The sequence below is a fragment of the Tahibacter amnicola genome (genome assembly GCF_025398735.1).
GTDB classification, from domain to species: domain Bacteria; phylum Pseudomonadota; class Gammaproteobacteria; order Xanthomonadales; family Rhodanobacteraceae; genus Tahibacter; species Tahibacter amnicola.
Genome location: NZ_CP104694.1, coordinates 2,632,253 through 2,647,291 on the forward strand (window position 1 = coordinate 2,632,253; position 15,039 = coordinate 2,647,291).

The window sequence follows — 15,039 nt, forward strand, 5'->3', positions numbered from 1 at the left end:
GCCGAAGGCATGTGGCATGCCTTCGGCTCATTCGCCTCAGGGCATTTTCATGCCGGCGTTGACCATCCATTGGACGCCAAAACGGTCGGTCAGCACGCCGAAACGGGTTGCCCAGAACGTTTCCGCCAGGGGCATGTCGATCCGGCCGTCCTTGCCCAGGGCGTCAAAGGTCGCGCTGGCCTCGTCGACCGAATCAAAGGTGAGGGTGAGGGCGAAGCCCTTGGCCGGCCCGGTGTTGCAGCCGGCGAAGGCGTCGGCCGCCATGATGACGCCGCCAGGGAATGTGAGGCAGGAATGCATCACCTTGGTCGGATCCGCGCCGGGCATTTCATTGCCCGGAGGTGCGTCGGCGTGAGTCATCAGCTGCAGATCCCCCTTGAGCACTTCCTGGTAGAACCGCATGGCTTCGGCGCAGTTGTCGTCAAACGTCAGATACGGGTTCAGCGTGAGCATGGCGACCTCGTTGCTTGCGATGGGGATTGCAAAGTAGCACTCGATACTCCTAAAAAGCAACTAAACTCATCCGAATCGCAACGATGCGGTAGAATCGTGGCATGGTCGGCAAACGCAGCTATGAAGACGGATGCGCCGCGGCGCACGCCTTGGACTTGATCGGGGAGCGCTGGGCCTTGCTTGTGGCGCGTGAGCTGATACTCGGCCCGAAGCGGTTCACGGATCTGCGCGCAGGCCTGCCGGGAATCAGCCCCAATGTGCTGACGCAGCGACTGGAGGAACTCGAGCGCGCCTCGATCCTGCAACGACGCAAGCTGCCGCCGCCGGCTTCGGTCTGGGTCTACGAACTGACCGAGTGGGGCGCACAGCTGGAAGGCGTCATCATGGCGCTGGGGCGCTGGGGCGCAAAATCGCCCAACCTGCCGAAGGGGGATCCACTGAGCGTGGATTCGACCATGCTGTCCCTGCGAACCATGTTCGATCCGGTTTCGTCGGCGGGAGTGAAGGGGGTACTGGAATTCCGTTTTGGCGAAGAGCGCTTTCGGGGACGTATCGGCGCCGGCCGGCTGGAGCTGGTTCGCGGCAGTGCCGATGCCCCCGACGTCGTCGTCGCGACCAGCCCGGCGCTGCTCCTGGCCCTGATCTACGGTGGCTACCCGATCAAGGACGCGCTGCGCGCCGGTGAGCTCACCCTCTCGGGTGACCAGGCTCTGTTCAAGCGGTTCATCACCTTGTTCCCGTTGCCGGCACCGGCGCCGGCCACTTATGTCCCGGCAGACGGACACTGACGGCTGCCGACGCTTGAACGGTTGGTCGCCGGATTATCGCCAGGCAATATCCAGCGCGTATGCGGTCAGTTTGAAAATAGGCCGATCGTGATTGTCCGCGCAAACACGTCCGCCAAAAACCGTCGAGCCAGTATTCAGGCGAGCCGCGCACGGCAGTGACGCCGGACGGTATTTCTGTCTTCGTGTGGTGCGAATGGCGTCCGTCCACTACGAGGGCGTGTGTTCGGTCCGGGCAACGGATCATGGGCACGCCAGCGAGCCAGATCGCAGCGCGATCGCCGCCATTTTCGCTGCAAAATCCCTAAAAGGACACTAAAACGGCAAGTGTTTATTTTTCGTTTGCGATGCAGTTGCCAATGCGCTTCGTCGAGAAGTAGCAATGTTGCGATTGACATGCGTGAATCGCCGCCTTATATCCGCTGTCGGCCGCCACATTCTGGTGCGCCAAATCCATCCCCTCGCTCTTTACGTCGCGCCGCCTTTTCCGCTGGCGCCGGCATCGAGCGTCCGCGTGCGTGGGCGAGTGAAATCTCAATCAACTTATGGAATCCGATAATATGAAAAGGGCAATTCTTGCAAGCGTTGTTTCCCTGGGCGCGATTCTGACGGCCGGCGTGGCCGTTGCGGAAACGGCGTCGGAACGCGCGCCACTGCTGCGCGTGACCGCCCGCTTCACTCCCAGCTCGATTGTGGCCGGCCAGCAGACCACCTTTTCCTGGTTCGTCAGCGGTGGTGACGCAGCGGGCTGCGAAATTACCGGCGTGCCCGGCCTGGATTGGGGTGATGATGCAGGTTCGTTCGTCCTGACGCCGACCACCAGCCTCTCTGCCCGCGTGGTTTGCGAGGGCATCATTGACGGCCAGACGGGCATTGGTCGCGCCACCCTGACTGTGGCGCCCGGTGATTCGCTGCCGGTCGTCAACGCCGCGTTCTCGCCGGCCTCCGTGTTCACCGGCCAGTCCACGACGTTCACCTGGAGCTCCCAGTACGCCAGCAGTTGTACCAGCACGGGTCCGGTGAATGTCACCACGACTGCCGGCTCGTCCACGCTCAACCCCACGAGCAACCAGTCCGTCACGGTGACCTGTACGAATGCGTCCGGTTCGACGTCCAAGACGGCATCTGTCACGGTGTCGCCGCCGCCGCCGGTCATCCACACCTGGTCGTCGCCCTTCAGCCTCCAGCAGCCGGGTTGGGCAACGATCTTCTGGAACTCATACAACACCACGGGTTGCTCGCCCTATGGCCCTTCGGGTTCGATCTTCCGCTACTTCTCGTTCTCCTCGTTCGAGGTGATCACCTGTTGGGGGCCGGGTGGCACGCAGTCGGCCGTGCAGTGGGTCCACGTGTGGAACACGTCCATCACTTCGGCGGGCAAGGCGCAGGGCGGTCCTGACCTGAGCAAGGTTGGTATGGATGTGAAGGCGTCCGGCGTTTCCCGGCTTGTGGCGGACTTCAACCAGGACGGTATCGCCGACGCGCTCGTCGTTGACGCGAACACCGCTGAAGCGTCGGTCGTTCTCGGCCAGCACGGTCGTGGCCCGCGCATTGCCAAGATGATCGGGAACGTCACGAACCTGCAGCAGATTACGGCGGTCACTGTTCCGGCCGGTGGTTCGGACGAGGCGATCAGCGTGAGCCTGTCGCAGTAACTGTTCGTTGGATCTGCTGCCAGGATGGCGCAGTCGGAAACCGCCGGTATTCGCCGGCGGTTTTCTTTAATGAACTGTGCGGCATAGGCGGAAGGTGCCTCACGTTCCCGCATGCGCGTGATTCATGCCGGAAACGCAACGCGATGTGGAAAGCGTTCTTGTATGCGGGTTTATGCAATATATGCGTCAAATTGCATAAGGCAGTAATGCACTTTAAAACAGAATATTCGAAATCACATGGCGGGCTTCGGGCTGCTTTCGGGTACTGATGAGTGGGGCGTGACGCAGTAATCCCACGTTGCGTACCTGGGGAAGCCGGATCGATCGGATCTCAGGGGCCGCTTTCTCTTCGTTTTGTCATTCCCATCAATGGCAAGAGGAGAGTCCATCATGCATTCCATCCGACGTATTCTCGCGGCCGCCGTGCTCGCGGTTGTCGGCATGTCCGACACGGCGTTTGCCTCGGCAGAGGACGCCACGATGCGACCAGCCGCCGACATCGCGCAGGCCGCATTGAACGAGCTGGGGCTTTCGCTCGCTCCGCTGGAGGGCAGTCTTCCTGTCGGATTTCCCTTTGCAGTAAGCGACGTGCAGGATCTTCGCCGCGCCACGGTCGGCTTCGGTTACGAAGAGTGGCAGGCGGATCCGCAGTTGTTGCTGGCGGGTCGCAGTCTCGCCGATGCGGCGCGCCCGACCGGCCAGTGGCGGTATGTGGTCAGTGTCGACGATAGCCCTGTCGGCCTCCTCACCCTGGCTATGCAGGATGGGCGCTGGTCGATTGTCTCAATCGGCGGCGCTGCGCTGTCCGAAGAGGTCGCGCAGATCGCGCGCAGCACGAAGGCCGATGCGGTGCGCTTCGTTCGGGTACCGCAGGCGTCGTCGGATTTCATCGAGCTGCGCGGCGTTGATCGCCGCGTCAGCTACGTCCCCTTGGGCGGCGCGCGCCGCATGCTGGGCCTGGACAAGGCGGGTGCCTTGGACGAGTCGGCATTTGCCGTGCCGTTGCGCGATGTGATTGCGCGCAACCTTTCCCAGTAATCCGGCGACAGGAGATCTCTCATGAAACCCGTGATTCGCAACCTGCTTGCAGTCGCGCTCGTGGCCGCGGCTGCCGATGCGGCCGCCGGCGACGGCCATCGCTACATCCCGGTCAATCTGGTCACGCAGGAACACAGCAACTGGTGCTGGGCGGGTGTGGCCGTTTCGGTCCTCAATCGCTACAACCAGTCGCCCAGTCAGTGCAGTGTGGTGAACTGGGCGTTCGGCATCAGCCATGCCTGCGGCAACAGCACGTTCAACTGGAACAACTACGCCAACTCGCCCAATGGGATCTACGGCGGCGGCGGAAGTATTCAGGGCATTCTCAATCACTGGGGTGTGCGCAGCTACGGAATACAGAATTACCTGCGCTGGAGCACCGTCGTGACCGAAGTCAACGCCAATCGTCCCTTCGTCATGCGCTATGGTTGGACGGGCGGTGGCGGGCACTTCATCGTGGGGTACGGGTACAACGACACCTCCGGAACGCAACGAGTGGCCTACATGAACCCCTGGCCGGGCGAGGGCTACACCTGGGTGAATTACCAATGGGCGGTGCGCGCCAGTGATCACGCGTGGACGCATACCTTGCGGATGAACTGAGGGCGGTCTGGCCGGATCCGGTGTTCGCGGCACGCCCTCAGGCACCGGGTCCGGCGGCAGGCTGCGCGTCCAAGCGCCGCTGGGCGGCCAATACTGGCAAAATGCGAAGCCATTGCCGGATACGACGCCCATGTCCTACGTGCACGCCGACGTTGAAACTGCCAATTCATCGTTCCTGCAGAGGCATGCGGGGCCCGCGCGTATCGGCCTGGCCGGCGGCAATGCACTGGTGGACCGGACGATCCGGAAGGCCCAGCGACTGATTACGGCGGATCCCGCCGGCAGTGCCTGGTCGCATGCCTTTCTGATCGGCGAGGCGCGCAGCGACGGCCACTGGTGGGTGCTCGAATCGGATCTGGATCTTCGTCACAAGCAGATCCGCCTGGGTGCACAGGAAAATCGACTGTCGAAGTACTTCGACGAAGCCGAGTGGCCTAACCTGGCGGTCCTGGATTTCGGCCTGGATGACGCCGGGGCGAGGCGTGTACTGACGGCCGCCCTGGACCTGCTGGCCAACTCCACCCGCTATTCGTTGCGCGAAATCGTCGGCACCATGCTTTCGCTGGCGCGTCCGACCTTGCGCGAGCGGGAAAACCTGCTGGCGCGCGAAGGTTCCCTGTATTGCTCGGCATTCGTCCAGCACTGCTACGCCACTGCCGGCCTGAATTTCATGCCCGGCCTGTCAGCCAAGAACACGACTCCGCACGACATCGCCCGCACCGCACTGCCGCATCAGGCGCACTACCTCGTGCGGCAGGCGGGCGCCGTGAAATAGGCGGCCACTCGATATCCCGCCTGCACTGCACATTTGCTGCACAGTCCGTTGCTATGGTGCCGCGCTCCGCGATCATGGCCGGCATGCCGACCTGGGCGCGATAGGTGTGCGCCGTTGTTGACGCTTCTGTAGGGGCGCGACGGACTGACGCACAGTCCGGATAGCCGGCAATTTCAAAGGACAGGTACACATGCAGCGACAGTGGCGGCGCCTGGCGTCGATGGGATGGGTGGTGGGCTTGTTGTTCACCGGGTGGGTTTCGGCCTATGAAGTACAGGGGCTCGGAACGGCCTCGCTGGTCGGCGCAGATGCGACGGACCGCAATGGCGACGGCGACGAGTCATGCGTCATCGCCGGCAATAGCCCGCTGGAATGTGGCTTCGACGCCACCTTCGCGGCCAACAACGAAGCTGCATTCAGCAACGGCAGCAACGGGGGCGAGCGCGCGTTCAACGTGTTCGATAACGCCGTCGGCGCGTTCGATCACAAGTGGTGTTGCGATTCGCCATCGCAGGGCATAGACGATCCCGCGACCGCAGAGAACGAATCCGGCAGCCTGTACGTCCAGGCCATCTTCGCCGCGCCCATCGTGCTGCGGGCATTTACGATCACGACCGGCAATGACATCCAGCCTGGCCGTGATCCCGATATCTGGAAGATCCAGGGCTCGGTGGACGGTCAGGTGTACACGGATATCTACTCCTATTCGCAGGACGGGGTGTCGCCGTTCAGCGCGCCCAACCAGGTGTTGCTGTTCCGCGCCGGCAGCGACTATGTCACGCCGCCCGCCTACCGCTACATCCGATACCGCGTGTTCTCGACCACTGGCGACGGCAATACGGACGGAACCGAGCATCACCTGGGCGAGCTGGAGTTCTTCGACGAACCGCTCAATCCCCAGACGATCCACATCGACGGCAGCTGCACGTTGCACGACGCGATTCTCGCCGCCAACACCGGTACGGCCGTGGGCAACTGCCCGTCGGGCAGTCGCGTCAAGGACACCCTGGTCCTGGATGCGGAGGTCACCGTGCAGGCCGCAGATACCGCTGCCGTCGCCGCCGCCCACGACGGTCACACGCAGTTGCTGCAGGGCGCCCGTGCGGGTTTGCCTGACATCACACGCTCGCTGGTTATCCGTGCCGGACAGCACACTCGCCTGCGCCGCGACCCGGCCCTGGGTTGCGATGATGCGGATCCCGACGCTTTCCGACTGTTGACGTCCACCGCAGCGCTGACCCTGCAGGGGCTGACGATCGAGAATGGCTGCGTTGCACCGGCGGGCACGGGTGACGTCGGCGGTGGCGCCCTGCTGGTTTCCGACGCGAGCCTCACGCTCGAGGGCGTGACCTTTCGCAATAACCAGGCCCGGTCGGCGTCCAGCGCGGCCAGCGGAGGCAGCGCGACCAGCAGCGCCCAGGGTGGCGCCGTCTGGATTTCGGGGGAGGGCGACAGCACGATTTCCGGATCCCGTTTTGAAGGCAACAGCGTACTGGGAGGCACGGCGTCGGATAGCGGCGGCCGCGCGGACGGTGCGGGGCTGTTTGCCGAAAGCGGCCCGGGCAGCGTCATCGTCGATACGCTGTTCATCGGCAATCGTGCGACGGGGGGCAATGTGGAGTTGTCGCGCGGCGTCGCCGGTGGACCCACCGGTGGTTTCGCGACGGGCGGTGCCTTCCGCTGGCAGGGGACGCGGCTGCAGCTGCAGCGCGTCATTGCGCGCGACAACGTCACGCAGGGCGGCCTCGGATTTTCCAACGGCGGCGACGCGGCGGGTACGATCCATGTGGAGTACACGCCGACCCAGGTCACCGATCTGTTGCTGGAGAACAACCAGGTGATTGGCGGCAACGCAACCGGTCGCGCCGGGAACGCCGTCGGCGGGGGCTTCGTGGGGCTGGTGTCCGTGGGCGAGCGGATCACCGCCGCAGGCAACCTGGCCCAGGGCGGCTCCGCGCAGGGCAGCGGCAATGCCACGGGTGGCGGGTTGGTGATCCTGGCAGGTGACGACCGGCGCGGGATCGCTCCGCTCGGGCAGCCCGGTCCGGTGCTGCGGAACATCACGCTGAGCGGCAACCGCGCGGTTGCGCGGAGCGGTATCGCCAGCGGCAGTGCCCGCGGTGGTGGCCTGTACATTGAGAACGGCTTCCAGGCGCTGTTGCAGCACGTCACGGCGATCGACAATCAGGTCACGACCATGCCCGGAATGTCCACGGGAACCCTGCACGGCGCGGGCATCTCGACTGACGGCGATGTCGGCCTCGGTCATTCCATCCTTCGCGGCAACACTGCGACAGTGGGGTCGAATGCGCCCGCCGCCAGTGACTGTGCGGGGCTGGGTGCCAACGGTGTGGTGCTGTCGCTGGGATATAACCGGATCGAAGGCGCCGCTGCTGGCTGTGCGGTGAACCAGCCAACGGACCAGCTCGGTGTGAGCATTCCGCTGGCGACGCTCGCGGATAACGGTTGCGAGACACGGTTGCCCGACGGCCAGTGTCTTCCCACGTTGGCGCTGCTGCCGACGAGTACGGCGGCTATCGATGCGGGCGCCTGCCAGGCGTCCGGAGTGATACAGGACGCCCGTGGCATGCATCGTCCGATTGATGTGGACGGTGTGGGCGACGGTGCGGACGATTGCGATATCGGCGCGTTCGAATATGCTGCCGACGACGTGCTGTTCCGGAACGGGTTTCAGTAGGCATCCGGGTGAAAAGGCCCCGCGACGAGCAATCGTCGCGGGGCTTTTTTTGGTGCTGTGGTTTTGTCGCAGTGCGACGCGGTGTGGTAAGCGTAAAAATCGGAAAAAACATACGCGTTAAAGGAAAAATATATTCAGCGTGTTTGTACGAGTTTTTTTATCCACTCCATATTCTCTTCACTTTTACGCATCAGTCTCTCTTCCGAGCCGGAACATGCACGGCGAGCGGGGCGAGTTCACCGATCATCGCCCACCCAGCATTCACGTGGAGGGAGCAGCAATGGAACGACGCATCTCGAACAACCGGATCAACACCCTGGCGATGGCCCTGGCGGCACTGCTGCCCTGCACGGGCGCTTTCGCGCACGACCACTCGGCGTACTCGCACGATTCGGGCAACAGCCGTTCAAACTCCGAATGGATGGCCAACGTTGCCGACAAGCGCCTGCTGCGCGACATGTCGTTGCCGGGTACGCACGATACGATGACCTACGACCTGGACAACTACGACAGCGCCCAGACCCAGGCGAAGTCGCTTGCACAGCAGCTGGCTGCCGGCGTGCGCGTGCTGGACATCCGGTGCCGTCGCATCAACAACCGGTTCCATATCTATCACGGCTTCGTCACAACGCACTTCAACTTCGATGACGTGTTGCTCACCGTGACTGACTTTCTGGCTGATCACCCCAGCGAAACCGTTCTGATGCGGATCAAGCCGGAAGGCAATGAGTCGAGCACGATGAGTTTTGAAGATGTGTTCGATACCTATGTCGACGATTCGCGCTACACCAACTACTTCTGGCGCGGCACCAGCACGGGCGTGACGCTCGGCGACGTGCGCGGCAAGATCGTGGTGCTGGCGAATTTCGAAAATGCGCCGTTTGGCATCTCCTACGGATCGATCAACATCCAGGACAACTACCAGCTCGACACGAACTGGGATCTCTACGGCAAGTGGGTCGACGTCAAGGAGCAGATCCAGGCCGCCAATACGAGCTCGGAAGGCAGTCGCAGTTTCTACATGAATTACCTTTCCGGTTCCGGCGGGTCGTTTCCCTATTTTGTGGCCAGCGGGCACTCCAGCCCCGGCACCAGCGCGCCGCGCCTGCTGACCGGCCTGACGACGCCCGGCTGGAAAGACAAGTACCCGGACTTCCCGCGGATCGACTGCTTCCTCGGCGTCTGCTCCATCGCGTTCGAAGGGACCAACGTCCTTGCCTACGACTATCTGGAAGACAAGAACATCGCATTCTCGGGCATCCTGATGGCAGATTTCCCCGGTCACGGCCTGATCGATCGTATCGTTGCGCTCAACAACGATGCGGTGACGCTGTTCCAGAACACCAACTACAGCGGCACCCGCAAGTCCGTGGAGCTGGGCAGCCACACGCTGGCGTCGCTGGCGGTGGGTGACAACATGCTCAGCTCGGTGTCGCTGGCCGACAACCTCACCGTCACGTTGTATGACAACAGCGACTTGTCCGGCAGCTACACGGTCATTTCGTCGGATACCGCCGCATTGTCGAGCTATGGCTTTGACAACCGCGCCTCCAGCATCACGGTGATGCCAAAAGGCGCAGCGGTGTACGAACACGGCAGTTACACCGGCCGCATGCAGATCCTGCCGGTCGGCAGCTACAACCTCTCCGACCTGAACCTGGGCAACGACGTGATCAGCTCCATCCGGGTGGGGGATGGCTACAAGGTCAAGCTGTACGAGCACTCGAATTTCAAGGGCGACACCAAGACCCTGACCTCGGATGCCAGTGGCCTGGGCAGCTTCAACGACGAGACGTCGAGCATCGTCGTCAGCTACGAGTAGGACGAAGCACTGGCGTCAGGGACGATGCCGCTGCAGTCCGCCGACGCGCGCCACAGACGGCGCGCGTTGCTACGGCTGGAACCCGTTGTTGAAGAGCGAGTCGCCCTTCAGGCGCAGTACTGCAAAGTCGAAATCGTCAACGCTATTGGGCATGTCGCGTCGCCACAGTGCGGACGCCGCCAGCACGATGCGTCCGTGATCGAGCGTCAGCTGGCCTGCGTGATGGTCCAGGACCGTCGAGGAAGGTGCCGTGGGAAAGACGGCAATCTGAAGGTTGCTGGGGCCGCCGCCGAGGTCCGTGGCGAATTGGTTGTCGGGGGCGCCTGTGGCGCTCATCTGTGCCACCCAGAGAATCCGGTTCGGCGACACATTGGTCTGCTCGGTGGATGTGTGCCCGGCAAGCACGATCTTGCCGTCCGTGCGAACAGCCAGCCCGGTCACGTTGAGATAGCGATAGATCCGGTCGTACTGGGCGACAGAGCTTCCAAACGGCAGTGCGAAAGCGCCGGTCGGGCCAATCCGGGTGACAAGGTAGTTGGTGGAAACCGCCCCCTCGACCAACCGCTCGGTTTCGCCGGCGACGACGATGTTCCCGTCCGGGGCAACAGCCAGTGCACGGATACGGTCGTCGTTGGTGCCACCGAAATTAAAGCCGATCGTTCGCAGTCCCTGCGTGCGGTCGGTGCCGGGGCAGGCTGCGGTGGTGGGGCAGAAGGTGGTGTCTTCGGCGCCGTTCAGTGCGCTGATGCGCATCAGGGCGAAATCGTTGCCCAGCTCATTGTCGGCATAACCGCCGACCGTGAGGTGATTGCCCTGCAGCACGATAGCCTGTGCGCCGTCGATATCGCCGCCGGCATGACTGGTGTTGGCGTCAAATGCGACGACGACCATGCCGTTGCCGGCGAAGGTGGACAAGGGGGATGCATCGGTGCTGGCCAGCTTCATGACGAGAAAATCGGCGTCTTCTGCTGAAATCTGGGCCTGGCCGGCCACGTAGATCTGGCCCGCGCCATCGGTCGTCACCGCTGAGAGGGTATCGCTGCCGTTGGGCATCTTGTCGACCGAGATCGTCCGGCAGCCCGAGGACGAAACCGTGGTGTCGCGCTGTCCGGCGGCGGTGTAGCGGCACACGACCGGATCGAAGTCGAAGTTGCCGGCGGGGTCCAGGCCAAAGCCGACGACGATCGTGCGGCCCAGAACATCCATGGTCGCCGCGGTCACCGCGACCAGGGGCGCGCCGTAGGCGATCTTTCCGTTGATGCCGAAGTCCGCATCAATCGAACCGTCGGGTTTGAAGGCGGCAAGCCCGACATATCCGCTCTCGACCATGCCGACCACGAGATAGCGGCCATTCCGGTCCACCAGCACGGCCGTTGCTTCGTCGCGCTTGGTCGTGCCGGTGTCGAAACGGAGCGTCTGCTGCCCGTCTTCGCTGAACCGCTCATCGCGGTCTCCCTCGCGGCCCAGGGCCGTCGACGCGGCCAGCGCCAGCACCGTAAAGCAGAGCGATCGCACCATTACCCGATTCCTCGAAAGCTGTGGTCTCATGGACGCCGTCGGCATCCGGTCCGCATGTCGAATACGTATTCCGGCGCGGAAAGCGGAAGTTCACGGCGGAACCGACAAGTGTCGCGCCGGGGGCGTGCAGATGCCAACAGGACGTGACGGGCACCGGTGGCCCTGGCACACACGTTTTCGCCTTTTCCGCGACTGCGTCACGCAGTGAAGACGGCTGGTTGCGGAAAGCCGTGCCGGCCGACGTATTCGCTCAGGTGGCACAGACGGGCAGCGTGTTGCTGCACCGCGCCGCGCTTGCGATGGGTCGCGACGTACCCATCTGGCACCGGAACGGCGGCACCGGCCGTTCAATCGTTTGCAGGACTCATCGACGCAGGGACACTCACCGCATGACCACGCTTCCGACCGCGCGTATTTCCAATCCCTTCTGGCTGGCCCTGAACACCCGCAATGCGCACCTGGGCACGGGCGGCGGCATGGCGCGCCGGTATGAGCACGCCGTGGCACCGTTTGTCGCTGTCGCCGATCGCGCGGTGCCGGCGGCGGCGGTGATGGATCTGCTCGATGCGGGTGAAACGGCCTATCTCCTCGATTGCCGTCCCGACGACCTCGATGCCCAGCCGGTCGGCAACGTGCTGCAGATGGAAGCGGCCGTCACCATCGAAGCGCCCGCGCAGCCGGTCACCGCGCTGGACGAGGCTGATACGCCCGACATGCTTGCGCTGACGGCCATTGCCTACCCCTTTTTCTTCCGGCCCCGGACGCAGCGCTTTGGCAGCTACTACGGCATCCGCGTCGATGGCCGCCTCGTCGCAATGGCGGGCGAGCGCATGGCAGTTCCGGGGGCGCAGGAGATCAGCGCCATCTGCACCCATCCCGAATTCCTCGGGCGCGGGTATGCGGCGGCGTTGACGCGTCACGTCGCCGCACGGGCGCAGGCCCGCGGCGATCGCGCCTTCCTGCACGTCAGCGCCGGGAACGAACGCGCCATCGCTCTGTACGAGCGGCTGGGTTTCGTCGTCACGGCCGACCTCGGCTTCTGGCGCGTGGTGGCGCCGTGAACGACAGCAGCCACACCCGCGCGCTGCCGCGCTACGACCTGGTGATTTTCGACTTCGACGGAACGCTGGCCGATTCCTTTGACTGGTTCTGGACGTTCCTGCCCACCTTGACGCAACGATTCCGGCTTACGCCGCTCGACTGGTCGACGCGCGATGCATACCGCCACCTGAGCGCGCGCGCCCTGGTGGCGCGACTGGGCGTACGCTGGTGGCAGGGCCCGGGCATTGCGCGTTACGCCCGGCGTTGCATGACGGAACAGGCGGGGCAGATTCCGCTGTTCGAAGGCGTGCCGGACATGCTGCGCCACCTGCGCGCGTCAGGTGTCACCATTGCTATCGTCACCTCCAACAGCAGGACCAATGTGGCCCGCATCCTGGGACCGCAGCTGGCGGCCCTGGTGGATCACTACGGTTGCGGTGCACCCATTCTGGGCAAGAAGCGCCTGACGCAGCGGGTGATGCGACAGGCGGGGGCGTCGCCGGCGCGAACCTTGTGCATTGGTGACGAGCTGCGCGACGCGGACGTGGCGCGCGTCGTGGGCGCTGATTTTGCGCCGGTGAGCTGGGGCTACACCTTGCCCGAGGCATTTGTCGTCTCGGGCTTCGGTCCCGCGATCCCGGCGCTGCCGGCCGTTGCCGAGCGCGTGCTCGGCCACGCTGCTGCCCCGGGGTAGGGGGGATTTCATCTCCGGACGTCTGTTGCCAGGACGGGGCGTCGGGTCGACCGCTGTACGACCGCCTGCTTCGTCGCCGGGGTGTCCGGACGGGCGCTGACCGGTGGTTGGGCACGGCGCAACTGCAGTGAACAAGAAACGGTGCAAGACAGGCTGGCGAGGTCAGGCGCGTTGGGCATTGCCTGGGAGGGCCTGGTTGGCGTGGATGCGGTTGCCGGACAGTGAAGGGGATGGGCCGGGCATTGCGGATGCAACGGCTGGACAGCGGGGCTCACGGAGGTTAGCCGGACCGGTGCGGTTACCAGACGCCTGCCCGGTACGGTGAACCCCGGCAGGATGTGCGCAACGACGCAGCTGTCGCCTCGCTGCCATCTGCACTGCCGACCTTGGCGGGCGGCCTTCGGGCCGCCTGCGTTTTATCCGGGCAGGGCCCCGGCTATCATGGGTGTCTTCTTTTCCGCACCGGACCACCCCGCCATGACCGATACCCCGCCCGATCGCCTCGACGCCAACCCCAAGAGCCGTTACCACGATGCGGCCGCCATGGAGCGCGGCGTCGGCATCCGCTTCAACGGCGAGGAAAAGTTCAACGTCGAGGAATACTGCGTCAGCGAAGGCTGGATCCGCGTTCCCTTCGGCAAGTCGCTGGACCGCCGCGGCAATCCGATGACGGTAAAGCTCAAGGGCGAGGTGGTCGCCTACTTCCGCGACGCGCAGTGAGCGGATTTCGACGCGCTAGCGGATCCGTAGCACTGCGACCTGCTGTTTTCGTCTGACGAAGGGCTTTCCATGATTTCAGGTGCCGTAGGCGTGGGCCTGGTGCTGGCGGGTATGGCGGCGGGCGCCCAGGGCGCGTCGTCGCAGGGACTGTCGTTCTCGCACAAAGACTGGGAGCTGGCCTGCGACAACACGCGCACCTGCCGTGCTGCCGGCTACAGCGATGACGCCCAGACGCACCGGGTTTCGGTGCAGCTGGAACGGCGCGCAGGTGCCCACACCGCGGTCGAGGTCAATCTGATGCTCGGCCAAGAGGACGATGCCTACGAGGCATTGCCGTCGACGATTCCGCTGGATCTGGTCATCAACGGAAAGCGTGCCGGTTCCGTCTCGGTCGAAAGGAACACGCTGGTCGCCACGCTGGCAGCGGCCGAGACGAAAGCCCTCCTGGCGGCACTGGCGGGTACCAGTACCATCGAGTGGGTTCACGGCGATATCCGCTGGCGCCTGTCCGACAAAGGCAGCTCGGCGGTGTTGCTGAAGATGGACGAATTCCAGGGACGTATCGGCACACCTGGTGCGCTGGTGCGCACAGGGACCAGGGACGAAAAGAACGTGCTTCCGCCATTGCCTGCGCCGGAAGTGGTGCGCGGTCGGCTCGCCGCCGCCCGGCCGGGCGATGCCACCTTCGATGTCACGCACGCTGCCGCACTGCGCGAAATGCTGCGCTCAGCGACGACGGAAGAGGACTGCAGCCTCTTCTTCGAATCGGGTGAAGGTGAGCCGGACATCGACGTCTGGCGTTTGACCGATACGAAGCTGCTCGTCGCCACGCCCTGCTGGCGGGGTGCATACAACGCGGGCAACGGCTATTGGGTGATCAACCAGGTCGCGCCGTTTGATCCGGTCTTCGTCACCACGGAAGGATCGGAGTACGGAAGCGGTGAAATCAACGGCGACTACAAGGGGCGTGGCCTGGGCGATTGCTGGTCCAGCAAGACCTGGACCTGGGATGGCTCCACCTTCGTGCTGACCCGAGCCACCTCCACCGGCATGTGCCGGATGATCGCGCCGGGCGGTGCGTGGGAGCTTCCCACGGTGATCACCAACGTCACCGGGAAGCCGTAGCGCCAGGGCGTAAGGAGTGCCCGACCAGCCACCGCATTGACGCCCCTGGCCCGGGGGCGCTGCCGGACACAGGTTTCCTGTGGGCTATTGAAGCCATTGCGATAGCGGGTTT

General features: G+C 64.0%; 13 protein-coding genes. 11 read left to right on the forward strand and 2 right to left on the reverse strand.

Annotated features, from left to right (window positions below):
• Window positions 1–36: 36 nt before the first annotated feature.
• The gene (locus N4264_RS11155) at window positions 37–453 is read right to left on the reverse strand and encodes a VOC family protein (RefSeq protein WP_261697110.1); all 417 of its coding nucleotides are present in this window, start codon (window positions 451–453) and stop codon (window positions 37–39) included.
• Between the two features lie 101 nt (window positions 454–554).
• On the opposite strand from N4264_RS11155, the gene N4264_RS11160 reads away from it, so the two are divergent.
• From N4264_RS11160 to N4264_RS11190, 7 genes are all read left to right on the forward strand, one after another.
• Window positions 555–1,241 carry an HxlR-like winged helix-turn-helix transcriptional regulator gene (locus N4264_RS11160; protein ID WP_261697111.1) on the forward strand — a complete coding sequence of 229 codons (687 nt, stop codon included), beginning with the start codon at window positions 555–557 and terminating at the stop codon, window positions 1,239–1,241.
• A gap of 557 nt (window positions 1,242–1,798) precedes the next feature.
• Window positions 1,799–2,893 carry a hypothetical protein gene (locus N4264_RS11165; RefSeq protein ID WP_261697112.1) on the forward strand — a complete coding sequence of 365 codons (1,095 nt, stop codon included), beginning with the start codon at window positions 1,799–1,801 and terminating at the stop codon, window positions 2,891–2,893.
• Between the two features lie 390 nt (window positions 2,894–3,283).
• Window positions 3,284–3,931 (forward strand): hypothetical protein, encoded by a 648-nt coding sequence (locus tag N4264_RS11170; protein ID WP_261697113.1) that lies wholly within the window; start codon window positions 3,284–3,286, stop codon window positions 3,929–3,931.
• Window positions 3,932–3,952: 21 nt separating this feature from the next.
• Window positions 3,953–4,534 carry a C39 family peptidase gene (locus N4264_RS11175; protein WP_261697114.1) on the forward strand — a complete coding sequence of 194 codons (582 nt, stop codon included), beginning with the start codon at window positions 3,953–3,955 and terminating at the stop codon, window positions 4,532–4,534.
• A gap of 130 nt (window positions 4,535–4,664) precedes the next feature.
• On the forward strand, window positions 4,665–5,309 hold the full coding sequence (locus tag N4264_RS11180) for a hypothetical protein (RefSeq protein WP_261697115.1): 645 nt from the start codon (window positions 4,665–4,667) through the stop codon (window positions 5,307–5,309).
• Window positions 5,310–5,499: 190 nt separating this feature from the next.
• Window positions 5,500–8,007 carry a right-handed parallel beta-helix repeat-containing protein gene (locus tag N4264_RS11185; RefSeq protein WP_261697116.1) on the forward strand — a complete coding sequence of 836 codons (2,508 nt, stop codon included), beginning with the start codon at window positions 5,500–5,502 and terminating at the stop codon, window positions 8,005–8,007.
• A gap of 280 nt (window positions 8,008–8,287) precedes the next feature.
• Window positions 8,288–9,829: a phosphatidylinositol-specific phospholipase C domain-containing protein gene (locus tag N4264_RS11190; protein WP_261697117.1), complete on the forward strand. Its 1,542-nt coding sequence runs from the start codon at window positions 8,288–8,290 to the stop codon at window positions 9,827–9,829.
• A 69-nt stretch (window positions 9,830–9,898) separates the two neighbouring features.
• Here the strand turns inward: N4264_RS11190 and N4264_RS11195 are convergent, their stop codons facing one another.
• Complete coding sequence (locus N4264_RS11195) at window positions 9,899–11,347, reverse strand: delta-60 repeat-containing protein (RefSeq protein WP_261697118.1); 1,449 nt, start codon at window positions 11,345–11,347, stop codon at window positions 9,899–9,901.
• 389 nt (window positions 11,348–11,736) lie between these two features.
• Here N4264_RS11195 and N4264_RS11200 point away from each other — a divergent pair, with 389 nt between their 5' ends.
• The 4 genes from N4264_RS11200 (at window position 11,737) to N4264_RS11215 (ending at window position 14,927) form a co-directional block, all read left to right on the forward strand.
• Entirely contained in the window at window positions 11,737–12,408 is a 672-nt protein-coding gene (locus N4264_RS11200) for a GNAT family N-acetyltransferase (protein WP_261697119.1), read from the forward strand.
• On the forward strand, window positions 12,405–13,082 hold the full coding sequence (locus tag N4264_RS11205) for an HAD hydrolase-like protein (protein ID WP_261697120.1): 678 nt from the start codon (window positions 12,405–12,407) through the stop codon (window positions 13,080–13,082). Before N4264_RS11200 ends, N4264_RS11205 begins: the two co-directional genes overlap by 4 nt.
• Before the next feature lie 477 nt (window positions 13,083–13,559).
• A complete protein-coding gene (locus tag N4264_RS11210; RefSeq protein ID WP_261697121.1) occupies window positions 13,560–13,802 on the forward strand; it encodes a DUF3297 family protein in 243 nt (80 codons plus the stop codon).
• A 69-nt stretch (window positions 13,803–13,871) separates the two neighbouring features.
• Entirely contained in the window at window positions 13,872–14,927 is a 1,056-nt protein-coding gene (locus N4264_RS11215; protein WP_261697122.1) for a DUF1176 domain-containing protein, read from the forward strand.
• Window positions 14,928–15,039: the final 112 nt, after the last annotated feature.